This is a genomic window from Streptomyces sp. NPDC079020, assembly GCF_044542225.1.
Taxonomy (GTDB): Bacteria; Actinomycetota; Actinomycetes; order Streptomycetales; family Streptomycetaceae; genus Streptomyces.
Map to the genome: position 1 here is coordinate 228,059 of NZ_JBITUB010000004.1, position 21,093 is coordinate 249,151.

The 21,093-nt window shown below is 69.1% G+C and carries 16 protein-coding genes, 2 tRNA genes and 1 pseudogene; 7 read left to right on the top strand and 12 right to left on the bottom strand.

Translation table 11 applies throughout. The features are described 5' to 3' along the window. Positions 1–40: 40 nt before the first annotated feature. Positions 41–795, bottom strand: a pseudogene (locus ACIGJO_RS10585) (transposase family protein). Positions 796–1,279: 484 nt separating this feature from the next. On the opposite strand from ACIGJO_RS10585, the gene ACIGJO_RS10590 reads away from it, so the two are divergent. The 4 genes from ACIGJO_RS10590 (at position 1,280) to ACIGJO_RS10605 (ending at position 4,513) form a co-directional block, all read left to right on the top strand. Next, positions 1,280–1,594, top strand: a complete 315-nt coding sequence (locus tag ACIGJO_RS10590) for a hypothetical protein (RefSeq protein WP_399955101.1) — start codon at positions 1,280–1,282, stop codon at positions 1,592–1,594. 269 nt (positions 1,595–1,863) lie between these two features. Then, positions 1,864–3,213 carry a PQQ-binding-like beta-propeller repeat protein gene (locus ACIGJO_RS10595; protein WP_399955104.1) on the top strand — a complete coding sequence of 450 codons (1,350 nt, stop codon included), beginning with the start codon at positions 1,864–1,866 and terminating at the stop codon, positions 3,211–3,213. Positions 3,214–3,440: 227 nt separating this feature from the next. Then, entirely contained in the window at positions 3,441–3,674 is a 234-nt protein-coding gene (locus tag ACIGJO_RS10600; RefSeq protein ID WP_399955108.1) for a hypothetical protein, read from the top strand. Further along, positions 3,671–4,513, top strand: a complete 843-nt coding sequence (locus ACIGJO_RS10605; protein ID WP_399955111.1) for a hypothetical protein — start codon at positions 3,671–3,673, stop codon at positions 4,511–4,513. Before ACIGJO_RS10600 ends, ACIGJO_RS10605 begins: the two co-directional genes overlap by 4 nt. Before the next feature lie 96 nt (positions 4,514–4,609). On the opposite strand, the gene ACIGJO_RS10610 is transcribed toward ACIGJO_RS10605, so the two are convergent. Beyond that, positions 4,610–4,682 (bottom strand) — tRNA-Ala (locus ACIGJO_RS10610). Positions 4,683–4,861: 179 nt separating this feature from the next. Here ACIGJO_RS10610 and ACIGJO_RS10615 point away from each other — a divergent pair. After that, positions 4,862–5,410: a DNA-binding protein gene (locus ACIGJO_RS10615; RefSeq protein WP_266922196.1), complete on the top strand. Its 549-nt coding sequence runs from the start codon at positions 4,862–4,864 to the stop codon at positions 5,408–5,410. Positions 5,411–5,589: 179 nt separating this feature from the next. Continuing rightward, entirely contained in the window at positions 5,590–7,080 is a 1,491-nt protein-coding gene (locus tag ACIGJO_RS10620) for a serine/threonine protein kinase (protein WP_399955116.1), read from the top strand. A gap of 129 nt (positions 7,081–7,209) precedes the next feature. Here ACIGJO_RS10620 and ACIGJO_RS10625 read toward each other — a convergent pair whose 3' ends face one another. Continuing rightward, positions 7,210–8,559 (bottom strand): hypothetical protein, encoded by a 1,350-nt coding sequence (locus ACIGJO_RS10625; protein WP_399955119.1) that lies wholly within the window; start codon positions 8,557–8,559, stop codon positions 7,210–7,212. A 398-nt stretch (positions 8,560–8,957) separates the two neighbouring features. Next, a complete protein-coding gene (locus tag ACIGJO_RS10630; RefSeq protein WP_003958712.1) occupies positions 8,958–9,092 on the bottom strand; it encodes a DLW-39 family protein in 135 nt (44 codons plus the stop codon). A gap of 291 nt (positions 9,093–9,383) precedes the next feature. Here ACIGJO_RS10630 and ACIGJO_RS10635 point away from each other — a divergent pair, with 291 nt between their 5' ends. Then, positions 9,384–9,740 carry a DUF6344 domain-containing protein gene (locus ACIGJO_RS10635; RefSeq protein ID WP_399955122.1) on the top strand — a complete coding sequence of 119 codons (357 nt, stop codon included), beginning with the start codon at positions 9,384–9,386 and terminating at the stop codon, positions 9,738–9,740. A 378-nt stretch (positions 9,741–10,118) separates the two neighbouring features. Here ACIGJO_RS10635 and ACIGJO_RS10640 read toward each other — a convergent pair. From ACIGJO_RS10640 to dnaN, 8 genes are all read right to left on the bottom strand, one after another. Further along, positions 10,119–10,192 (bottom strand) — tRNA-Ile (locus tag ACIGJO_RS10640). A gap of 70 nt (positions 10,193–10,262) precedes the next feature. After that, positions 10,263–10,853: a DUF3566 domain-containing protein gene (locus tag ACIGJO_RS10645; protein WP_399955125.1), complete on the bottom strand. Its 591-nt coding sequence runs from the start codon at positions 10,851–10,853 to the stop codon at positions 10,263–10,265. 93 nt (positions 10,854–10,946) lie between these two features. Continuing rightward, positions 10,947–13,574 (bottom strand): DNA gyrase subunit A, encoded by a 2,628-nt coding sequence (gyrA, locus tag ACIGJO_RS10650; RefSeq protein ID WP_399955128.1) that lies wholly within the window; start codon positions 13,572–13,574, stop codon positions 10,947–10,949. A 46-nt stretch (positions 13,575–13,620) separates the two neighbouring features. Next, positions 13,621–15,690, bottom strand: a complete 2,070-nt coding sequence (gyrB, locus tag ACIGJO_RS10655) for a DNA topoisomerase (ATP-hydrolyzing) subunit B (RefSeq protein WP_399955131.1) — start codon at positions 15,688–15,690, stop codon at positions 13,621–13,623. A 498-nt stretch (positions 15,691–16,188) separates the two neighbouring features. Then, positions 16,189–16,797, bottom strand: coding sequence for a DUF721 domain-containing protein (locus tag ACIGJO_RS10660; RefSeq protein ID WP_399955134.1), 609 nt, complete (start codon positions 16,795–16,797; stop codon positions 16,189–16,191). Then, positions 16,794–17,951: a DNA replication/repair protein RecF gene (gene recF, locus ACIGJO_RS10665; protein WP_399955137.1), complete on the bottom strand. Its 1,158-nt coding sequence runs from the start codon at positions 17,949–17,951 to the stop codon at positions 16,794–16,796. The genes ACIGJO_RS10660 and recF overlap by 4 nt, the downstream gene beginning before the upstream one ends. Positions 17,952–17,997: 46 nt before the next feature. Beyond that, positions 17,998–18,876: a phosphogluconate dehydrogenase (NAD(+)-dependent, decarboxylating) gene (gene gnd, locus ACIGJO_RS10670; RefSeq protein WP_073727751.1), complete on the bottom strand. Its 879-nt coding sequence runs from the start codon at positions 18,874–18,876 to the stop codon at positions 17,998–18,000. Between the two features lie 141 nt (positions 18,877–19,017). After that, positions 19,018–20,148 (bottom strand): DNA polymerase III subunit beta, encoded by a 1,131-nt coding sequence (gene dnaN / locus ACIGJO_RS10675; protein WP_329944701.1) that lies wholly within the window; start codon positions 20,146–20,148, stop codon positions 19,018–19,020. Positions 20,149–21,093: the final 945 nt, after the last annotated feature.

Here is a 21,093-nt window from a genome sequence, read left to right on the forward strand (position 1 = left end):
GACGCTCCCGTTAAACCTAAAGAGTGAGCTTTCTCCGACCTCACGTTGATGCGAGGTGAGGGACGAGGACGGCCTTCGCAACGTCGGTGATGCGGTTGGTGCTTGCAGCGGAGCTTCCGCAGGAGCCGCCACCTTTGAGGGTGGCCATGGCCTGACCGCCGAGGCAGCGGATCTTCGCGTGGCTGCTGTTGTGGCGGCGCTTCCACCGCTTGAGGCGTCGGCCCCGGAACGGTACGCGGACGGGGCCGCCGGCGCCTTGATACGCCTTGTCCGCCCAGCATCTGAGCCCTGCTTCGGCCATGGCTTCGGTGATCCCGTGCTGTCGCACGGCGGTCAGGTCGTGAGTCGGGCCGGGCATAGCCGGCGAGGCCTGGAGCAGCCGCCCGAACGCATCGGTGAGGACCCGCACGTTCCTGCCGTGACGCTTGTGCTTCCCGGAGTAACAGGGGGTGTCGGCGGCAATGCGGTCGATCGGCGGCAGGGTGCCGTCGGGGATGACGGACGCCTTCTCCCGGACCGTCCGCATCGCATCGGCCAGGGACGGGGCGATGGTGGCCAGGGCCTCGACGGCTTCACGTATGCAGCGGTGGACAGCCGCGATCCCGATGGCGAACCCGGCGGCCGGCTGGGCGTAGGTGTCACCGCACAGCAGGTGCGCCAGGGCGGGCAGGGCCTGCCGTGAGGCGGGAAGCCGCCGCCAACGCGTCCCGATCTCCTGCCGCCCGGCTGCCGGTCGCCCGGTCAGGAACGCAAGGTACGGCTGGACAGATCAATTGAGGACGGGTGGACAAGCACGCGAAGCTCCTGGCAGACACGGGTGATCTTGATCGAGAACCCGTCTACCGGGAGCTTCGTCGTTGCGCAGGCATATCCAACTCGGGGTCAGCACCGACAGCTCGGAAAAGGCTCCTTGACCTGCTCGCATCACACGGGTGAGCCGATCTGTGGATCAAAAGTCGGCCAGAGCCCAGTAACGCTCGCCGATGGTGACGAGTTCCGAGTCCGCTTCAGCCTCGGATATCACCTCCGGAATGAGCTTGAGAAGTCATCGAGAGTCGGCTTCGGGATCGGAAAGATCGCTCACACCGCCCACTCCAGGGGCCACTATTGGCGTACAGCGAGGCCAGCGTCCGACCACCACGAGTGTGACCTCAACCGGGCGCCAATGTGTCACGAACCGGTCGTGGCTGATCCCACACGACCGACGAAGACGGCAATGGCACGTCGCATGTCACGGTCACCGATGCCAATGGCAACGTCATCCAAGACACCACAACAAATGTCTCTGGTGGAGGCGGCGGCGGGGACGGCGGGGACGGCGGCGGAGACGGCGGAGACGGCGGGGACGGCGGCGGAGACGGCGGGGACGGCGGCGGAGACGGCGGCGGAGACGGCGGGGACGGCGGAGACGGCGGCGGAGACGGCGGAGACGGCGGCGGAGACGGCGGAGACGGCGGCGGAGACGGCGGGGACGGCGGCGGAGACGGCGGCGGAGACGGCGGGGACGGCGGAGACGGCGGCGGAGACGGCGGCGGCGGGGACCTCGCCGAGGACCTCCCTGAGAGACTCCCTGAATAAGGCAGGCGGACGGTGAGCGGCAGCGGCAACGCCTCAGCTCCGCAAGGTATTCGGGAGGACCTGGCCACGCTCCGCAAGGCCCTGATCAGCCGCGCCTTCCATCCCGGTGAGGGATGCCGTGCGAACGGTCGGCCCTACGGCTGGATCCTCGACTGCCGTGAGGTCGCCCTGGCCGCCGATGCTCTGCCCGCCGTGAGCCGTCTGATGTACGGGCTGCTGGCCCCGTTCCGGCCTCGGGCGGTCGTCGGTACGGGCCTGTCCGGAGGCCCGCTCGTAGGGGCCCTTGTGCTGGAGGCGGCACGGAACGGATACCCCTTGGACGGGATCCTCGTGCGCGATCGCCCGAAAGAACACGGCAGACGACGACAGCTAGAAGGGTCACTGCCGTCACCCGGATCTGCAGTCGCAGTGGTGGACGACCTCGAAAACAGCGGGGCCACAGCGGACTGGGTCATCGAGACCCTCTCGAAGTACGGCCTTCGGCCTGTCGTCGTTGTCACGCTCGTCACGTTCGACAGCATCGCCCGGGATCATGGTGCGCACAAGAACGTGCCACGGCGTTCTGTGTTCCACCTCAGCGAGCTGGGGATCGCCGAGAGTGGGGAAGAGGCCGGCACCGTGCAGGAGCGGTGGCGGCTCGGAGGCGTCAACGTCAGGGACGATGTCCCGTTCTCACGCCCGGCCTATGACGGGGATCTCGTCGTCTTCGGCTCGAACCAGGGGCAGTTGCATGCCGTCGATCTCTTCGGTGCCCTCCGCTGGCGCGCTCCGCTCGGCGACCCGGACGCACCTTCGCCCACCCACTGCACACCCTTGTTCACCCCGTACGGCGTCGTCATCGGCAGTGACGACGGAGTACTGCGCTGCTTCGACCGCGTCACGGGGCACCTACGGTGGTCGACCCGGTGCGCTGACCGCATCGGATCAGGACTGGCGGACGACGGGGTGGGAAACATCGTCGTCCCCGCAACGCACCTGCCCCGGGCTGGACTCCTCCTACGAGTGCGCGCCCGCGACGGCGCCGTGTCATGGCGCCGGTCTCTTTCCGGGTACGCCCACGCACGACCGGCGGCGGCCATCACTGCCCTCCTGGCCGCAGACAACTCTGGAACGGTCACCGCCTTCCCCACCGCGGGCGGTCAGCAGCCCCTGTGGCATCGCGCATTCGACGCACCGGTCAAAGCCGACCTCGTCGTTGACGACACAGATACCTGTTACTGCGCCGACTTCGGCGGTGTACTCACGGCCCTGGACGTGGCCAACGGCGCCATCCGGTGGCAGCGCAGGCTCGGACGTTGCCTCTACACGACACCACTGGCTTCCAACGAGTACGTCCACGTCGCAGGAGATGGGCACCTCTTCGCAGTGGAACGCGGCTCCGGCCGTCTGGCCTGGGTAGCCCCGATCGGACGACGGGCACGGGGAGCGAGCAGCCGGCTCGCGGACGGGACGATCGTCGTCGGCTGCAGCGACGGCTCCGTACGGTTCGTCTCGTCAACCGGCCGCCCCGTGGGCCTGTTCCGCACCGGCGGCCCAGTCACGTCGGGCGCGACCGCAGTCACCGGCGATTGCGCGCTGGTGTCCTCAGCCGACGGACACCTGTACGCCCTCAGCCCACCTCCGCACCAGTCGTAACCGCCTCCCAAAATCGATCGCATCCGTAGTCCGCCTCTCGGCCGGCTCCCGCACGGCCTCCAGTGGCTGCCGGCCGTCCCGCACGAATATCCGCCCGCCGATCCCGCGTGTGGTCGTCTTCCAGCCCAGGCGACGGCCGCCCGTGCGGAGTGGTCTCCGATGTGCAGCAGCGGAAGCCCGTGTCGTCGTCGAGCATCGTGGAAGCGCCGTCGTTGAAGGACGAGGGTGTGGCGTGGGCAAAGTTGCAGCGGCTGTTCGTGGCGGATGCCTCGTACACGCTGATCACGAACGGGACCCGGGTCCGCACCCACCGCTCCTGGCTGGCCAGGACGCACTTGGACAAGGTCAAGGTCTCGCTGCACCACTTCTCCGACGCCTCGCTGAGGGCGACCGCATCGGGATCGACACGGTCCTGGACGGCATCGAGGTCTCCCGCCAGATCTTCGAACGGGTCGAGTTGAACACGCTCCCGCAGAAGGAGAACGCTCAGGCGGTCCGGCAGATCCTGGACTACGCGCTGGCGCGCCGGCTGCACGTGCAGTTCATCGAACTGGTCGGCACGGACTTCAACGAGGGACACGCCGCCTCAGCGGTACCGGCGGACGACATCATCGCGCACCTGCGGACTCTCATCAGCGACGAGCACACCGAAGTCGTCGGCTTCGGGCAGGGACGCAAGGTCTTCCGGGTCGACGGCATCGAGATCGACGTCATCCACCGTGATCTCGGCCGCCACCACGTCGGCCAGTGCGGCACCTGCCCGGTGCGCGCCTCCCGCGAGACCCCGCCCGGCTCCCTCTTGCCCGACCTCTCCGACGAGGACCACCGGCGACCCGAGTTCTGCTCCCCGGAACCCGACTCCACCCGCCACCAGGTCGACCACGCCCCGAAGATCGCCGAACAGAACGACGGGCGGCAGCCGCTGTATCTCTTCGTCAACGTCTCAGCCACCCACGGCCACTACCTCGGCCACAGCCACGACACCCGCGCCTCACAACAAGCCGCCCTCGCCTACGCCGACCTACGACGGCGAGAACGTCACCATGACCCCGTCGGTCGGCGACCGAGGGCTTCCGTGCCAGTCGCACTACTGATCCACAAGGGCCAAATGCAATGGCGTCGGCGCTACTCCCCAGCGGAGATCGCCGACAACCGGGAACGGGATCGCCGCGATCCCGCGCGGCATGTCGACGAGCCTGCGCAACGCCCGCCGTCGAGGTCGCGTCGCCGCCTGGCCGAATTGGCGTTGGCATCGGTAGGCGAACCAGGGCGGCGACCGAGTCTGCCGCCCGCCTTGTAGCGGGGCGCTACCTGATGTGTGCCATATACGTGCCGGACGCCAGCGGCCTCCTCACCCGAACCGGGCGAGGAGGCCGCTGACCTGCAAGAACACGAGTGGAGCCTAGGAGATTCGAACTCCTGACATCTGCCTTGCAAAGGCAGCGCTCTACCAACTGAGCTAAGGCCCCGGAAAACAGCACGCTCGAACAACGCCGAACACGTCCGGGTCACGACTGCCGTCGCAGACCAGAGTACCGGGTGTCCCCCCGAATCCTGCAAAAGGATTGGGACTCCCGGTGGGCGACCACTCTCCGTAAGATGCACGACGAGGTTCGCAGCAGCGAAGCCGCAGCGAAGGGGAGACGCCATGGACGCAGCGCAGCAAGAGGCAACGGCAAGAGCCAGAGAGCTTCAGCGCAGTTGGTACGGAGAGCCGCTCGGCGCGCTCTTCCGCCGGCTGATCGATGATCTCGGCCTGAATCAGGCCCGGCTCGCCGCGGTGCTCGGGCTGTCGGCGCCCATGCTGTCCCAGCTGATGAGCGGCCAGCGGGCCAAGATCGGCAACCCCGCGGTCGTGCAGCGCGTCCAGGCCCTTCAGGAGCTGGCCAGCCAGGTCGCGGACGGCAGCGTCAGCGCGGGCGAGGCCACCGACCGGATGGAAGAGATCAAGAAGTCCCAGGGCGGCTCGGTCCTGACCAACACCGGGCAGACCACGACCACGGGCGGAGCCCCCACCGTCCGCCGCGTGGTGCGCGAGATCCAGTCACTGCTGAGGTCGGTGGCCGCGGCCGGCGACATCATCGATGCCGCGGACTCCCTCGCCCCGACCCACCCGGAGCTGGCAGAGTTCCTCAGGGTGTACGGAGCCGGGCGCACCGCCGACGCGGTCGCCCACTACGAAGGACACCAGAGCTAGCGGAAACGGAACCGGAACCAGGGCCTCGCTCCGGACGGATGGCCCTGGAACCGGCGGCGGCCCCGGGGCGTCGGGGTGCACGGAACGCGGCGGGGAACGCCGGATCGGGAAACACCGGAGCGGGAAGCCGGATCAGATACGCCGAAACAGGAACCGGAACGGGGAGCGGGCGCAGCGCAATGGGTGAGGTCTTCGCTGGTCGGTACGAGCTGATCGATCCGATCGGACGTGGTGGGGTCGGCGCGGTGTGGCGGGCCTGGGACCACCGGCGCCGCCGCTACGTGGCCGCCAAGGTCCTTCAGCAGAGCGACGCGCACACGCTGCTGCGCTTCGTACGCGAGCAGGCGCTGCGCATCGAGCACCCCCATGTGCTGGCTCCCGCCAGTTGGGCCGCCGACGACGACAAGGTCCTGTTCACCATGGATCTGGTCAGCGGCGGTTCGCTGGCCCATGTCATAGGCGACTACGGACCGTTGCCGCCGCGCTTCGTCTGTCTCCTGCTCGACCAGCTGCTGTCCGGACTCTCCACGGTGCACGCGGAAGGCGTGGTGCACCGGGACATCAAACCGGCCAACATCCTGATGGAGGCCACCGGAACGGGCCGTCCGCATCTGCGGCTCTCCGACTTCGGCATCTCCATGCGCAAGGGCGAACCCCGTCTGACAGAGACCAACTACGTCGTGGGCACGCCCGGTTACTTCGCACCCGAGCAGATGATGGGCGCGGAGCCCGACTTCCCGGCCGACCTGTTCGCCGTCGGTCTCGTCGCGCTGTATCTGCTCCAGGGCCAGAAGCCCGACTCCCAGGCACTCGTCGAGCACTTCGCCACTCACGGCACCCCGGGCGCCCCGCAGGGCATCCCGGAACCGCTGTGGCAGGTTCTCGCGGGACTCCTCCAGCCCGACCCGCAGTCCCGCTTCCGCACCGCGACCGGGGCGCGCAAGGCCCTGACGGCAGCGGTCGAGATGCTGCCCGAACCGGGTCCGGACGACGAACCGGTGGAAGTTTTCGACCAGATCGGACCACTGCCCTCCGGATTTGGCCCCGACGGGCCCGTAACGGGCCTCCAGGCGCCCGGACAGGCGCCGCCGGGCCCCCACGCCGGTCAACTGCCGCAACAGGCCTCCCAGGCCGCACAGGAGGCCTCCGCGCAACAGGCCTCCGTCCAGCAGCCGTACCCGCAGGGCCCGTACACACAGCAGCCGACCCCCCAGCAGCCCGTGTCGATGTCGGAGACGGGCAGCTTCCACCTGGCGCCGCCCCCTCAGCAACCCGCCACCGCGCACACACCGCAGCCCTCCCCGCTGCCGCACCCGGCGCAGACGCCCGCGCCCCCCGCTCCGCACCAGGCGCACGCATCGCACGCAGCTCCCCCGTACGCCACCGGTGCCCCGGACCTCTCCCAGGCCCCCACGTCCGCCGTACCGCACGATCCGGCGGCCACCCGCGCCTACACCGCCCAGCACCCGCAGGCGCCGCACGCCTCGCACCCCGGCGCAATGGCCTCCCCGCCGGCCGCCCCCGCTGCCGGCGCGCACGCCGCTTCCGCAGCGCACAGTGCCCCCGTGCGCCGGACGCGACCGGGACCGCCCCCGAAGGTGGCGGTCCCGGTCCTGCTGGTGGCGCTGATCTGTTTCGCGGTCGGCATCTGGGCACTGACCCAGACCTGAGCCGTGCCCGCCCCGGGCCCTCTCCCAGACCTGAACCAGACCTGAACCAGGCCTGGGCCAAGGCTGATCCGGGCCTGGACCGGCCGTCCGGACCGGCCGTCCGGACCGGCCGTCCGGAGCCGCCGCGGGCTACCAGGCCTGCGGCGGCGGACCGCCGAAGGGCGGCTGCTGCCCGCTCCCGCCGGGCGGCGTACCGCCCGCAGGCTGCGGACGGCGGCGGGCCAGCAGCGTCCACACGCCGAGCCCGAGCACCAGCACGGTGCCCGCGCCGATCCCGCCCGCGGCGACGAGTCGCATCTTGTCGCTCCTGGCGGCCTGCGGAGCGCTGTCCCCGCTCTTCGCCATCTCCTTGTCCTTCTTGGTGACCTCGAAGATCCCGGCGTCACCGTCGTACGGCGATTCCTTCGCCTCGTTCTTCACCTGGACCGTCGTGGTCAGCGGGATCGGCTTGTCGCCGTACACCTCCGCGACCTTCGGGCTGAGGGTCACCGACAGGTAGTACCAGCCGGCGAAACGCATGCCGCTGACCTCGGAGCCGTAGTCGAACCGGTTGTTGTAGGCGACCGGCGGCACCGGGTCCAGCGCCACCGTCGCCGACTTCCCCGCATACGACAGGTACGCGTCGGCGACGTGGCCCTGGGCCGGGTTCTCCAGCGAGAGCGAGAGGGCGTTGCCCATGAACTCGTCCTTGCCGCTCGTGCTGTTGCTGAGCGCGGTGGAGACGAAGAGCTGCTGCCCCCAGTCCACCGGCACCTGGTAGAACCGCGTCTGTCCGGGCGCGACCGAGTCCACCCAGGTACCCGTCTCCAGGCCGGTGGCGTCGTAGAAACCCGCGCCGCCCGCGCGCTTCCGGTCGTCGCCCGCGGGCGGCGCCGGTGACGTGGACGGCCAGGTCTCCGGCGCCTCGGTCGGCATCGCCGACCCCTTCTTCAGCTTCGGCTCCAGCGCGAAGCGGAGCTCCAGGTCCCAGGAGCCCTGGTTCGACGTCGACTTGCTCTCACGCTCGATCAGGACGTCGTACGTGCCGGCCTCCTGGCACGTGCTGCTCTCCTTGTCGATGGTCCGGTGCGCGTAGGCGGCGATCGGACGCGGAAACTCCGTCGAGCCGAAGCGCGCGTCCTCGGAACCGCAGCGCGAATCGTTGAGGTCCCGGATGCTGACCGTGATGCCGTCCCCGTAGGCGACCGCGCCGCCAAGCTTCGGCACCACGACGGCGGAGACATACGCGTTCGACTTCGCGTCGAGCTTCACGCGGTAGTAGAGCTTCTCGCCCGGCTTGATCGCGCTCCGGTACACAGAGCCCGCGTCCAGCACGGACGCCTCGGCGTTGGCCGCGGCTCCCGGAATCGTCCTCGCCCGGGGATCGAACGTGTACGACGGAGTTCCGGCTGCGTGGGCCTGCCCCGGCAACGCCGCCACCGCGCACATCGCCGCGGCCGCCGCCAGCGTCACCCGGCCCTTTTTGCGCTGCCTCTTCACGCGCTTCCCCTCGTCGTCCGCATCGGCTGCTCCGCGACGGCCGCGTACGGACGCGAGGCCCCCGGCCGCTGCCACCGGGGCGCCCGCTCCGGCAGCGGCCGCAATGCCGGTCCATCCTGCCACCACCGGACAGAACCATTCGCTCTCGCAAGCTAGTGATTTGCGTAGGCGAACTCAAGAGCATGGGCGTCACGGTCACGCAACAGCACAGCCCCGCCCCGGAGGGCACGGACCGGCAGGAGAGGGCCGGCGGCAGAGGACCGGCGGGAGAGGACCGGCGGGAGCAAGGGAGGAAGCGAAGAGCCGGAGCCGGGCCGGAGCGGCCTCGCGCGAAGCCCCCCGGACGGCACGAAGCCCCGGCCGCTCAGCGACCGGGGCCCGTAACAGACTGTGCCGTCTCACACACCCGAACCTGCGGGCACGGAGTCGGTCGCCTCCGTCCACAGATCCTGCTCGGCGCGATCCGCCTGGATCTGGCGGTACACGAGGAGCCCGCCGATGGCGGCCAGTGCGACCAGGAGAAGCTTCTTCACCGCGCGACCTCGTCTTTCCTTGACGTAGGGGACTTCTGCCGCCCGACTATACACACCGACCGATACCGATCGGTGACCTGCCCGGAACCCCACCGCGGCGGGCCGGAGGGATCATTCGGGCGCCGCCGGGACCCCGTGACCACGCACGGACAGCCCGTCAGCACCGGTTGCACCATACGAGTGGTGTTCATCTGAAGATCGGCGCAGCGGGGGCGTCGGTCCCCGAAATCGCGAGCCGGATCCACATCATCAGAAAGGTAAGCAAACCGGACCACCTGAAAGCGAGGGGCCATGAGCGCCTTCAAGGTCAAGAGCATCTGGACCGCCTTCATCACCGCCTTCTTCGCGATCCTCGCGTCGATGGGCCTCGTCACCGCCCCCGCCGCGGCGGCGCAGCCGACGATCACGAACCAGGAGCACACGGGTGCGACCGCGGCAACCGCGACCACCCCGTCGGTGCGATGGACCCTTCCGCGTGACAGGGCGCTGCCACCCACGATGAAGCAGCGCATCCGCGCCGAGGCGCACGGCTCCTCACCGGCCACCCGTCACCTGTCCGCCGACACCACGGACGTCCTGCACTCCGCGGACGCGGCCCGCACCGGCCACACGGCCCCGGCCGGCGACTCGCCCCTGCCGCCACCCTGATCCCACCGCGGCACCCCACCGCCGCCCCCGCACCCCAGGGCCCCTGGTCCGGTTCACACCGGCAGGGGCCTTTCCCATGCCCCCACACACCCCGGAGACGGCATACCGGCGCCCACGGACCGGACCCGACGGACCGCCGGCGCGGGGACGCAACTCACCGGGCCCGCCTCCCTCCTGGCGGAACGGGAGACGGCGCCAGCGCCGGACAGCACACCGCGGGCGTCCCCGCACCGCAGGAGAAGAGCAAGCAGCATCAGCTCGTCGTACGTCCCCGAGCACGTCCCCGCAATATGCACCCCATGACCTGAGGGGAACCAGGACACGAAGAAGGGCGCCTCCCCTGGGGGAGACGCCCTTCTTCACTGCTACTTCTTGCTGTGGGGCTAACAGGATTTGAACCTGTGGCCTCATCCTTATCAGGGATGCGCTCTAACCAACTGAGCTATAGCCCCGCCGCGCTCTGCGCTGACTTCTGAAGATTAGCGCACGTCGGGGCCAGTCCCAAAATCGATACCCGGCGGGCTACTCGTCCTCGGCCAGAGTGAGCTCGACGCCACCCACGAAACCGGCCGACAAGTTGTAGATGAACGCGCCCAGCGTCGCCAGCGCGGTGGCCAGAACCACATCGATCACCGCGATGACCGAGGTGAAGATGAGGACGCGCGGCAGCGACAGGAATGACTGGAGATCGAAGCCGTTGCTCTCGTTGGAACCGGTGGCCTCGCTGATCGTGCCACCCACGGTCTCGAAGACGCCCATGGCGTCCATGACCATCCACAGCACCGCCGCCGCGACCACCGTGCAGATGCCCAGGGCGATGGAGAGCAGGAAGCTGACCTTCATCACCGACCACGGGTCGGCCTTCGCCACCCGCAGCCGCGCCTTGCGGGTACGGGGAGTGGTCCGCGCCCCCGTGCGCGGCAGACGCGTCGCCTGCGCGCCGCCCTGCGTCCCACCGCGCTGCTGGCCCCCCTGCGTGCCGCCCGAGGGCGACGGGTACGCCTGCGGCGGGTGGTACGGCCCCGCCGGCCCCGCCGCGGGCTCACGCTCGCCGGGCAACGGCCCGGTCGCGTAACCCTCGTACTGGGGCTGAGGCCCCCGAGTGTCCGTCACAGTGCCCCCTTGGGAGTCCGTGGCAGGGCCACGGGCACCGTTCGCTCCTGCTCCGGAAGCGGCCGAACCGGCGCCCGTGGCTCCACTCACGCTCTACTCCTCGTGCTCCCCGGTCGAAGGCTCCGTGCCCTCGACAGTGCCCTCGATCACGCTTTCCGCGTGCACTCCGGCCGTCTCGCCCTCGGCGTCATCGGTCCCATCGACCTCTTCCGCCTCGCGACCGGCCTCGGCGTTGCGCGCGATGCCGACGACGGCATCACGCTTGCCCAGATTGATCAGTTGGACGCCCATGGTGTCACGGCCCGTCTCCCTGACTTCATTGACTCGCGTACGAATCACACCACCGCCGAGTGTGATGGCGAGGATCTCGTCCGTCTCCTCCACCACCAGCGCTCCGACGAGCGAGCCCCGGTCCTCCACGATCTTGGCGGCCTTGATGCCCAGACCGCCGCGGCCCTGGACGCGGTACTCGTCGACGGGAGTCCGCTTCGCGTACCCGCCGTCGGTTGCAGTGAACACGAAAGTACCGGGCCGGACGACATTCATCGAGAGCAGTTCGTCGCCCTCGCGGAAACTCATCCCCTTGACACCCGAGGTCGCACGGCCCATCGGGCGCAGCGCGTCGTCCGTCGCGGTGAACCTGATCGACTGGGCCTTCTTGCTGATGAGCAGCAGATCGTCCTCGGCCGACACCAGTTCCGCACCGATCAGCTCGTCGTCGCTTCCGTCCGCGGTCTCCCGCAGGTTGATCGCGATGACACCACCGGAGCGCGGCGAGTCGTAGTCCTTGAGCGCGGTCTTCTTCACCAGACCGCCCTTCGTCGCCAGGATCAGGTACGGCGCGGCCTCGTAGTCGCGGACCGCGAGGATCTGGGCGATCTTCTCGTCCGGCTGGAAGGCCAGCAGGTTGGCGACATGCTGCCCACGCGCGTCACGGCCGGCATCCGGGAGCTCGTACGCCTTCGCCCGGTAGACACGGCCCTTGTTCGTGAAGAACAGCAGCCAGTGGTGCGTCGTCGACACGAAGAAGTGGTCGACGATGTCGTCCTGCTTCAGCTTCGTCCCGCGGACACCCTTGCCGCCGCGCTTCTGCGAGCGGTAGTCCTCGGTCTTGGTCCGCTTGATGTAGCCACCGTGCGTGATGGTGACGACGATGTCCTCCTCGGCGATCAGGTCCTCGATGGACATGTCACCGTCGAAGGGAACCAGCGCGGAACGCCGGTCGTCGCCGAACTTCTCGACGATCGCCGCCAGCTCCTCGCTGACGATCTGCCGCTGCCGCTCCGGCGAGACGAGGATCGCGTTGTACTCGTCGATCTTCGCCTGGAGCTCGTCGTGCTCCGCCGTGATCTTCTGGTGCTCCAGTGCGGCCAGCCGGCGCAGCTGCATCTCCAGGATCGCGTTCGCCTGGATCTCGTCGATCTCCAGCAGGCCCATCAGGCCCTCGCGGGCGACCTCGACCGTCTGGCTGCGCCGGATGAGGGCGATGACCTCGTCGATGGCGTTCAGCGCCTTGAGCAGGCCGCGCAGGATGTGCGCCCGCTCCTCCGCCTTGCGCAGCCGGAACCGCGTACGCCGGACGATGACCTCGATCTGGTGCGTCACCCAGTGGCGGATGAACGCGTCGATCGACAGCGTGCGCGGCACTCCGTCGACGAGCGCCAGCATGTTGGCGCCGAAGTTCGTCTGGAGGTCGGTGTGCTTGTACAGGTTGTTCAGTACGACCTTGGCGACCGCGTCACGCTTGAGCACGACGACCAGGCGCTGGCCCGTACGCGAGGACGTCTCGTCCCGCACGTCCGCGATGCCGCCGACCTTGCCGTCCTTCACCAGGTCGGCGATCTTCTGCGCGAGGTTGTCGGGGTTGGTCTGGTACGGGAGCTCCGTGACGACCAGGCACTGCCGGTTCTGGATCTCCTCGACCGCGACGACCGCGCGCATCGTGATCGAGCCACGGCCGGTGCGGTACGCCTCCTCGATGCCCTTGCGGCCCACCACGAGCGCCCCGGTCGGGAAGTCCGGGCCCTTGATCCGCTCGATCAGCGCGTCCAGGAGCTCCTCGTGCGAGGCCTCCGGGTGCTCCAGGTACCACTGCGCACCGGCGGCGACCTCGCGCAGGTTGTGCGGCGGGATGTTGGTCGCCATGCCGACCGCGATACCCGCGGAGCCGTTGACCAGCAGGTTCGGGAAGCGCGCCGGCAGGACCGTCGGCTCCTGGTTGCGGCCGTCGTAGTTGTCCTGGAAGTCGACGGTCTCCTCGTCGATGTCCCGGACCATCTCCATGGACAGCGGCATCATCTTGCACTCGGTGTACCGCATGGCCGCGGCCGGGTCGTTGCCCGGAGAACCGAAGTTGCCGTTGGAGTCCACCAGCGGCATGCGCATCGACCAGTGCTGCGCGAGGCGGACCAGCGCGTCATAGATCGAGGAGTCGCCGTGCGGGTGGTACGTACCCATGACGTCACCGACGACACGGGCGCACTTGTAGAAGCCCTTCTCGGGGCGGTAGCCGCCGTCGTACATCGCGTACAGCACCCGGCGGTGGACGGGCTTGAGACCGTCCCGCACATCGGGGAGCGCACGCGAGACGATGACGGACATCGCGTAGTCGAGGTAGGAGCGCTGCATCTCCGTTTCGAGCCCCACGGGCTCGACACGCATGCCCACGCCTGTGACGGCGGGCTCCTCTTCGGGCGTGACAGGGGTGTTCTCGTCGGCCATTGCTGGTCAAAGTCCTTTCGAGCTGCGGCTTGCTTGTACGGCCGACTCAGATGTCGAGGAAGCGGACGTCCTTGGCATTGCGCTGGATGAACGAGCGCCGCGCCTCGACGTCCTCACCCATCAGCACCGAGAAGAGGTCGTCGGCCTGCGCCGCGTCGTCCAGCGTGACCTGGCCGAGCACCCGGTGGTCGACGTCCATCGTCGTGACGCGCAGCTCCTCGGCGTTCATCTCGCCGAGACCCTTGAAGCGCTGGATCGAGTCTTCCTTGATCCGCTTGCCGTTCTGCTTGCCCAGATTCACGAGCGCGTCCCGCTCACGGTCCGAGTACGCGTACTCGAAGTCGTCCCGGCCCCACTTGATCTTGTAGAGCGGCGGGCGCGAGAGGTAGACGTGCCCCGCCTCGACCAGCGGCCGCATGAAGCGGAAGAGGAACGTCAGCAGCAGGGTGTTGATGTGCTGGCCGTCGACGTCGGCGTCCGCCATCAGAATGATCTTGTGATAGCGGAGCTTCTCGATGTCGAAGTCCTCGTGGACCCCGGTGCCGAACGCGGAGATCAGCGCCTGGACCTCGGTGTTCTGGAGGATCTTGTCGATCCGGGCCTTCTCGACGTTCAGGATCTTGCCGCGGATCGGCAGGATGGCCTGGTACATCGGGTTACGGCCCGACTTCGCCGAACCGCCGGCGGAGTCACCCTCGACGATGAAGATCTCGCACTTGGTGGGGTCGTTCGACTGGCAGTCGCTCAGCTTGCCCGGCAGCGAGGCGCTCTCCAGGAGCCCCTTGCGGCGCGTCAGGTCACGGGCCTTGCGGGCCGCCACCCGGGCGGTCGACGCGGCGATGCCCTTGCGGATGATGTCGGCGGCCTCGTTGGGGTTCCGGTCGAACCAGTCCGTCAGCTGCTCGTGGACGACCTTCTGCACAAAGGTCTTGGCCTCCGTGTTGCCCAGCTTGGTCTTCGTCTGGCCCTCGAACTGCGGCTCGCCCAGCTTCACCGAGATGATCGCCGTCAGGCCCTCGCGGACGTCCTCACCGGTGAGGTTGTCGTCCTTCTCGCGCAGCAGCTTCTTGTCGCGCGCGTACCGGTTGACCAGGGAGGTGAGCGCCGCCCGGAAGCCCTCCTCGTGCGTACCGCCCTCATGCGTGTGGATCGCGTTGGCGAAGGAGTAGACACCCTCGGTGTACTGCGTGTTCCACTGCATGGCGATCTCGGCCGAGAGGAGACGCTCCTTGTCCTCGGCCTCGATGTCGATCACCGACTGGTGGATGACATCGCCCTTGCGGGAGTTGAGGTACTTCACGAAATCGACGATGCCGTTTTCGTAGTGGTACGTGACCGAGCGGGTGGCCTCCTCCTCGGCGGGCTCGACCGCGTCCGCGCTGTCCGCGCCCGCCGTCGCCTTCGCCGACTCCCGCTCGTCGGTGAGCTTGAGGGTGAGGCCCTTGTTGAGGAACGCCATCTCCTGGAAGCGGCGCGCGAGGGTCTCGAAGCTGTACTCGGTGGTCTCGAAGATGTCCCCGTCGGCCCAGAAGGTGACCGTCGTCCCGGACTCCTCGGTGGCCTCGTGCTTGGCCAGCGGGGCGGTGGGGACGCCGAGCTTGTAGTCCTGGGTCCAGCGGTAGCCGTCCGTCTTGACCTCGACGGAGACCCGCGTGGACAGAGCGTTGACGACGGAGACACCGACGCCGTGCAGACCGCCGGAGACGGCGTAGCCGCCGCCGCCGAACTTGCCGCCCGCGTGCAGCACGGTCAGCACGACCTCGACGGCGGGCTTGCCCTCGGACGGCACGATGCCGACCGGGATGCCACGGCCGTTGTCGATCACACGCACCCCGCCGTCGGCGAGGATCGTGACGTCGATGGTGTCCGCGTGGCCCGCCATCGCCTCGTCGACCGAGTTGTCGACGACCTCCTGCACGAGGTGGTGCAGGCCGCGCTCACCGGTCGAGCCGATGTACATGCCAGGTCGCTTGCGGACCGCGTCCAGCCCTTCCAGCACGGTGATCGCGCTGGCGTCGTACGAGGCGGTGACCTCGCCCGGCTCACCGGCTGTGGACGGAATGTTCTCGTTGGGGTTGCCGGAATCGGCCACGAAGCGCCCTTTCTGGCACAGCACAGGCCGTTCTCCGGACAGGCGGGAGCGGCTGCGTCGTTCGGCTTGTATCGACGAATCCCGCACAGGAGCGGGATTGTCCATCAGTCTACCGGTAGCGCCGACATGAATGGGGGTTTGCCGGTACCTGAGTCCGCATGTGCCGCCCTGAATGAGCGGCTGACGACTCCCCATATTCAGGAAGGGGCCCCAAGAGGCCCTGGCGGGCATTGAGCGCTTCGGGCTGTCAACCTCCCACTACGGTGAGGGACGCCTCGGCCCCCCGGCCCGGCCGCCACCCCCGTACAACGGGCCGCCCCGCCCCCCGCGCACCCGCCGGAACACAGCGAAAGCCCAGCTCAGCGAGGTGCCAAGGCCGTGCTCCACGACCGCTTCGCAGGACCGGAGCCGGGCCCGCGGACACGGCCGGAAACCGCGGAATCCCGGGCATCGGCCGCCGAGAAGCCCCTACGCACGGTGAGCGTCGCGCCCACGAGCGGCGGGAACAGCAGGACGCGCGGCTCAGCCGTACGTATCCCCGGGGCCCGTACTTCCCGGCGCCCGCAGCGGACCGAACCCGCGCCGCGGCCCTCCCGGCCCCAACACCTTGATCATCCGGACCGTCCCCTGCCCCAGATCCTCGTTCAGCCGGGCCACCAGCCGCGGAGCCAGCAGACGCAGCTGCGTCGCCCACGCCGTCGAATCGCACTGCACGGTCAGCACCCGCGCGTCCGGATCCTCGTCGTAACGCAGCGGTACACAATGATTCGCCAGATCGTCACCGACGATCTGCGGCCAGCGCCCCATCACACCGCCCACGGCCGCCGGCGTCTCCCAGCCCCGCTCGGTGATCAGCCGGTTGATCGCCGACCCCAGCGGCAACGGATCACGCCCGTCCGAGCGCGCCCCCGACCGCAGCCCACCGCCCCGCCTGGCCTGCTTCTTCTGCTGCGCCGCGGCGCCCCGCGCGCGGGCCTGCTCCTTCGCCGCGCGCAGCGCCACCCGCGCCAGGTCCACCCCCGACACGTCCGGTGGCTTCGGCGCCCCGGCCGTACCGCCGCGCGACGGTTCAGGAGCGCCGCCGCCGGCCGTCCCCGGCGAACCCGCCGGATCCCCGTCCCGGCCGGTCATACCCGTTCCACCTCACCGGCGGTCACCGCGTACCGCGTCCCCGCCAGGACGCCCGGCACATCGTCCTCCACCGCCGCCGTCACCAGCACCTGCTCACCCGGCGCCACCAGCTCGGCCAGCCGCTCCCGGCGGCGGGCGTCCAGCTCGGCGAAGACATCGTCCAGGACGAGCACCGGCTCATTGCCCTCGGAGCGCAGCAGCTCGTACGAGGCGAGCCGCAGGGCCAGCGCGTACGACCAGGACTCGCCATGGCTCGCGTACCCCTTCGCGGGCATCCCGCGCAGCCCCAGCACCAGATCGTCCCGGTGCGGGCCCACCAGCGTCACACCGCGCTCGATCTCCTGCTTGCGGACCCCCGCGAGCGCCGCCGTCAGCTGCTCGTACAGCTCCTCGCGCGACCGCGCTCCCGGCCCGGCGCCGGCACCCGCTTCGGAACCCACCTCGGGCCCCACCGAGCTGCGGTACTCCAGCGCCAGCGGACCGCCGCCCGGCGCCACGTCCCCGTACGCCTTGTCGGCCAGGGGCTGGAGCGTGGCGATCAGGTCCAGCCGCTGTGCCAGCAGCTCGGCGCCCACCCGGCCCAGGTGCTGGTCCCACACATCGAGCGTCGACAGATCCATCGACCGGCCACCGTGCCTGCGCGCCATCGCCGCGGACTTCAGCAGGGTGTTGCGCTGCTTCAGCACCCGCTCGTAGTCGGAGCGGACCCCCGCCATCCGCGGTGAGCGCGCCGTGATCAGCTCGTCGAGGAACCGCCGGCGTTCGCCGGGGTCGCCCTTCACCAGGGCCAGATCCTCCGGAGCGAACAGCACCGTCCGTACGATGCCCAGCACATCACGCGGCCTGACCTGCGAGGACCGATTGATCCGGGCACGGTTGGCGCGGCCCGGGTTCAGTTCGAGCTCGATCAGCTGCGAGCGCTCGCCCTGGGTGACCGCGGCCCGGATGACGGCCCGCTCCGCGCCCATCCGCACCAGCGGCGCGTCCGAGGAAACCCGGTGGCTGCCGAGCGTCGCGAGATAGCCGACCGCCTCCACCAGGTTGGTCTTGCCCTGGCCGTTGGCCCCCACGAACGCGGTGACGCCCGGGTCGAGCGGAACCTCGACCCGGGCGTACGAGCGGAAGTCGGCCAGTGAGAGATGGGTGACGTGCATCCGCGCCGACCTCCCGACTCTTCTGTTCCGCCGTGTGCTGCTGGGACTACTTCTTGTTCTCGACCGCGTGCCCGCCGAACTGGTTGCGCAGCGCGGCGATCATCTTCATCTGCGGGGAGTCGTCCTGACGCGAGGCGAACCGCGCGAACAGGGACGCCGTGATCGCGGGCAGCGGCACCGCGTTGTCGATCGCGGCCTCCACCGTCCAGCGTCCCTCGCCCGAGTCGGCGGCGAAGCCCCGGAGCTTGTCGAGGTGCTCGTCGTCGTCCAGCGCGTTGACCGCCAGGTCGAGCAGCCAGGAACGGATGACCGTGCCCTCCTGCCAGGAGCGGAAGACCTCACGCACGTCGGTGACGGAGTCGACCTTCTCCAGCAGCTCCCAGCCCTCGGCGTAGGCCTGCATCATGGCGTACTCGATGCCGTTGTGGACCATCTTCGCGAAGTGGCCGGCGCCGACCTTGCCCGCGTGGACGGAGCCGAAGTCACCCTCGGGCTTGAGGGCGTCGAAGATCGGCTGGACCTTCGCGACGTTCTCGGCGTCGCCGCCGTACATCAGCGCGTAGCCGTTCTCCAGGCCCCAGACACCGCCGGAGACACCGCAGTCGACGAAGCCGATGCCCTTGATGCCCAGCTCGACGGCGTGCTTCTCGTCGTCCGTCCAGCGGGAGTTCCCGCCGTCCACGACGATGTCGCCGGGGGACAGCAGGGCCGACAGCTCATCGACCGTGGACTGGGTCGCGGCACCGGCCGGGACCATCACCCACACGACCCTCGGGCCCTTCAGCTTGCCCACGAGCTCTTCGAGGCTCTGGACATCGGAGACGTCCGGATTGCGGTCGTAACCGATGACGGTGTGGCCTGCGCGGCGGATGCGCTCGCGCATGTTGCCGCCCATCTTGCCGAGGCCGACGAGACCGAGCTCCATCAGAGATTCCTTAAGCGTTGTGCCGATTCGTACCCAGGGCCGAGCCTACGCCCGGCCGGGGACAGGACGGCGGGCATGCTCAGCGCTGAGCGTGCCCGCCGGAAACTGCCGTGTGCGGACCGTTCCGCGGATCCGCGGGGGTCAGCCGGAGAGGCGGACCGGCATGATCAGGTACTTGTACGCGTCGTCCGCTTCCGCGTCGACGGCCGGGCGGCCGCTGAGCAGGGCGGGCTTGGTGGAGGTCGTGAAGGAGAGCTGGGCGACCGGGGAGTCGATCGCGCTCAGACCGTCCAGCAGGAACGTCGGGTTGAAGGCGATCGAGATGTCGTCGCCCTCCAGCACCGCGTCGACCCGCTCCACAGCCTGTGCGTCGTCGCTGGAGCCGGCCTCGAGGATCAGGACGCCCTGCTCGAAGCTGAGCCGCACCGGGGTGTTCCGCTCGGCGACGAGAGCCACGCGCTTGACGGCCTCGACGAACGGCGCGGTCTCGATCACCGCGACCGAATTGAACTCGGTGGGGAAGAGCGTCCGGTACTTCGGCAGGTCGCCTTCGAGCAGTCGCGTCGTCGTACGGCGGCCCGCGCCCTCGAAACCGATCAGGCCCTCGCCCGCACCGGAGCCGGACAGCGCCAGTGTCACCGTGTCGCCGCTGGTCAGCGCCTTGGCCGTGTCCAGGAGCGTCTTGGCGGGCACCAGGGCCACGGCCGAGGCGTCCGCGTTCTCCGGCTTCCAGTGGAACTCGCGGACCGCGAAGCGGTAGCGGTCGGTGGAGGCGAGGGTGACGGTGTCGCCCTCGATCTCGATCCGCACACCGGTCAGCACGGGCAGCGTGTCGTCACGGCCGGCGGCGATGGCCACCTGGGCGGCGGCGGAGGCGAAGACCTCACCGGGGACGGTGCCCGTCGCGGTCGGCATCTGCGGCAGCGCCGGGTACTCCTCCACAGGAAGGGTGTGGAGTGTGAACCGCGAGGAGCCGCAGACGACGGTGGCCCGCACACCGTCGGTGGAGATCTCCACCGGCCGGTTGGGCAGGGCGCGGCAGATGTCGGCGAGCAGGCGGCCGGAGACGAGCACCGTGCCGTCCTCGTCGATCTCGGCGTCCACCGAGACCTTCGCCGAGACCTCGTAGTCGAAGCTGGAGAAGCTGAGGGCCCCGTCCTCAGCCTTCAGCAGAAGGCCCGCGAGAACGGGCGCCGGCGGCCGTGCCGGGAGGCTGCGGGCCACCCAGGCCACCGCCTCCGCGAGTACATCGCGCTCCACCCGGATCTTCACCGGAAACCGCCTCCTGCTGTTGCTCGCTCGCCCTGCTGGCCTTCGTCGTCTGGATGGGTCTCCCCGCCGATGGGCTGGGGAGGACGCCGGGGTCCAGTCTGACGTACGGCACCGACAGTCGTTGCTGCTCGGGGTCAAGTCGCGCCAAGAGCGTCGAGGCACTCGCCGGTCGAGTTGTACACAGGCCCCACTTCGAAGCGGATCCCTGGCTAACTCTGAGTGGTAGTAGTAGTAGGCCCTGTGGAAACCGTGGATAACGTCGTTTGCGCAGGTCAGAGCCGGTTTTTTATCCACTGCGCCTGTGGGTGCAGCAGTGGACAACCAGGCGTTTCTGTGGACACAGAAAAGTTCTGCACACCCGATGCACAGGAGGGGGCCACTTCTCCCCAGATCTGTCCCCAGCTTTACCCATGTTCCCCACAGCCCAACCGACCCTCTTGGTGTGACGCCTTTCACTCTCGGCGGTGAAAGGGCATGTTGAGTTGCCGAACAGTGGACAGGGCTGTGGAGAAGCTGGGGACAACACCGCTCTGCCTGTGGGCCGACGGTGGACAACCTCGGAGGCCTCCTGTGGGCCACATCTTTGTCCACAGGCTGTGGATCATTGTTGACCACAAATCCCCAGGCACCTGACCTGGTCTGATGGAGTATCGACAGCTGCCCCTGTGGACGCAATATGGACAACTTCGTGTTCCCCAGGCTGTGGACGGAAGATTCCTCGCACATCTGTGGAGAAGGGGCACTCGGCGGCCCGTATTCGAACAGCGGGGTTGCGAGGAAGGTGCCGGGCCGGGGTTCCGGGGCGCGCTCGAGGCAGGTTTTGAGGCTCTCCAGACGCTCTCCGGCGGCTCTCCGGGACCCTTCAGGGGATCCCCACAGGCTTCTCAGAGCTTCTCAGGGACGGTCGAGGTGCCTCCGAGGTGCCTCCGGGGCTTCGCTGAGGTG

Bases quoted from the DNA above. Each gene is read 5' to 3' on its own strand.
- ACIGJO_RS10590 (WP_399955101.1), top strand. From the start codon at position 1,280: ATGTCTCTGGTGGAGGCGGCGGCGGGGACGGCGGGGACGGCGGCGGAG.
- ACIGJO_RS10615 (WP_266922196.1), top strand. From the start codon at position 4,862: ATGGACGCAGCGCAGCAAGAGGCAACGGCAAGAGCCAGAGAGCTTCAG.
- ACIGJO_RS10620 (WP_399955116.1), top strand. From the start codon at position 5,590: ATGGGTGAGGTCTTCGCTGGTCGGTACGAGCTGATCGATCCGATCGGA.
- ACIGJO_RS10635 (WP_399955122.1), top strand. From the start codon at position 9,384: ATGAGCGCCTTCAAGGTCAAGAGCATCTGGACCGCCTTCATCACCGCC.
- gyrA (WP_399955128.1), bottom strand. From the start codon at position 13,574: ATGGCCGACGAGAACACCCCTGTCACGCCCGAAGAGGAGCCCGCCGTC.
- ACIGJO_RS10660 (WP_399955134.1), bottom strand. From the start codon at position 16,797: ATGACCGGCCGGGACGGGGATCCGGCGGGTTCGCCGGGGACGGCCGGC.
- recF (WP_399955137.1), bottom strand. From the start codon at position 17,951: ATGCACGTCACCCATCTCTCACTGGCCGACTTCCGCTCGTACGCCCGG.
- gnd (WP_073727751.1), bottom strand. From the start codon at position 18,876: ATGGAGCTCGGTCTCGTCGGCCTCGGCAAGATGGGCGGCAACATGCGC.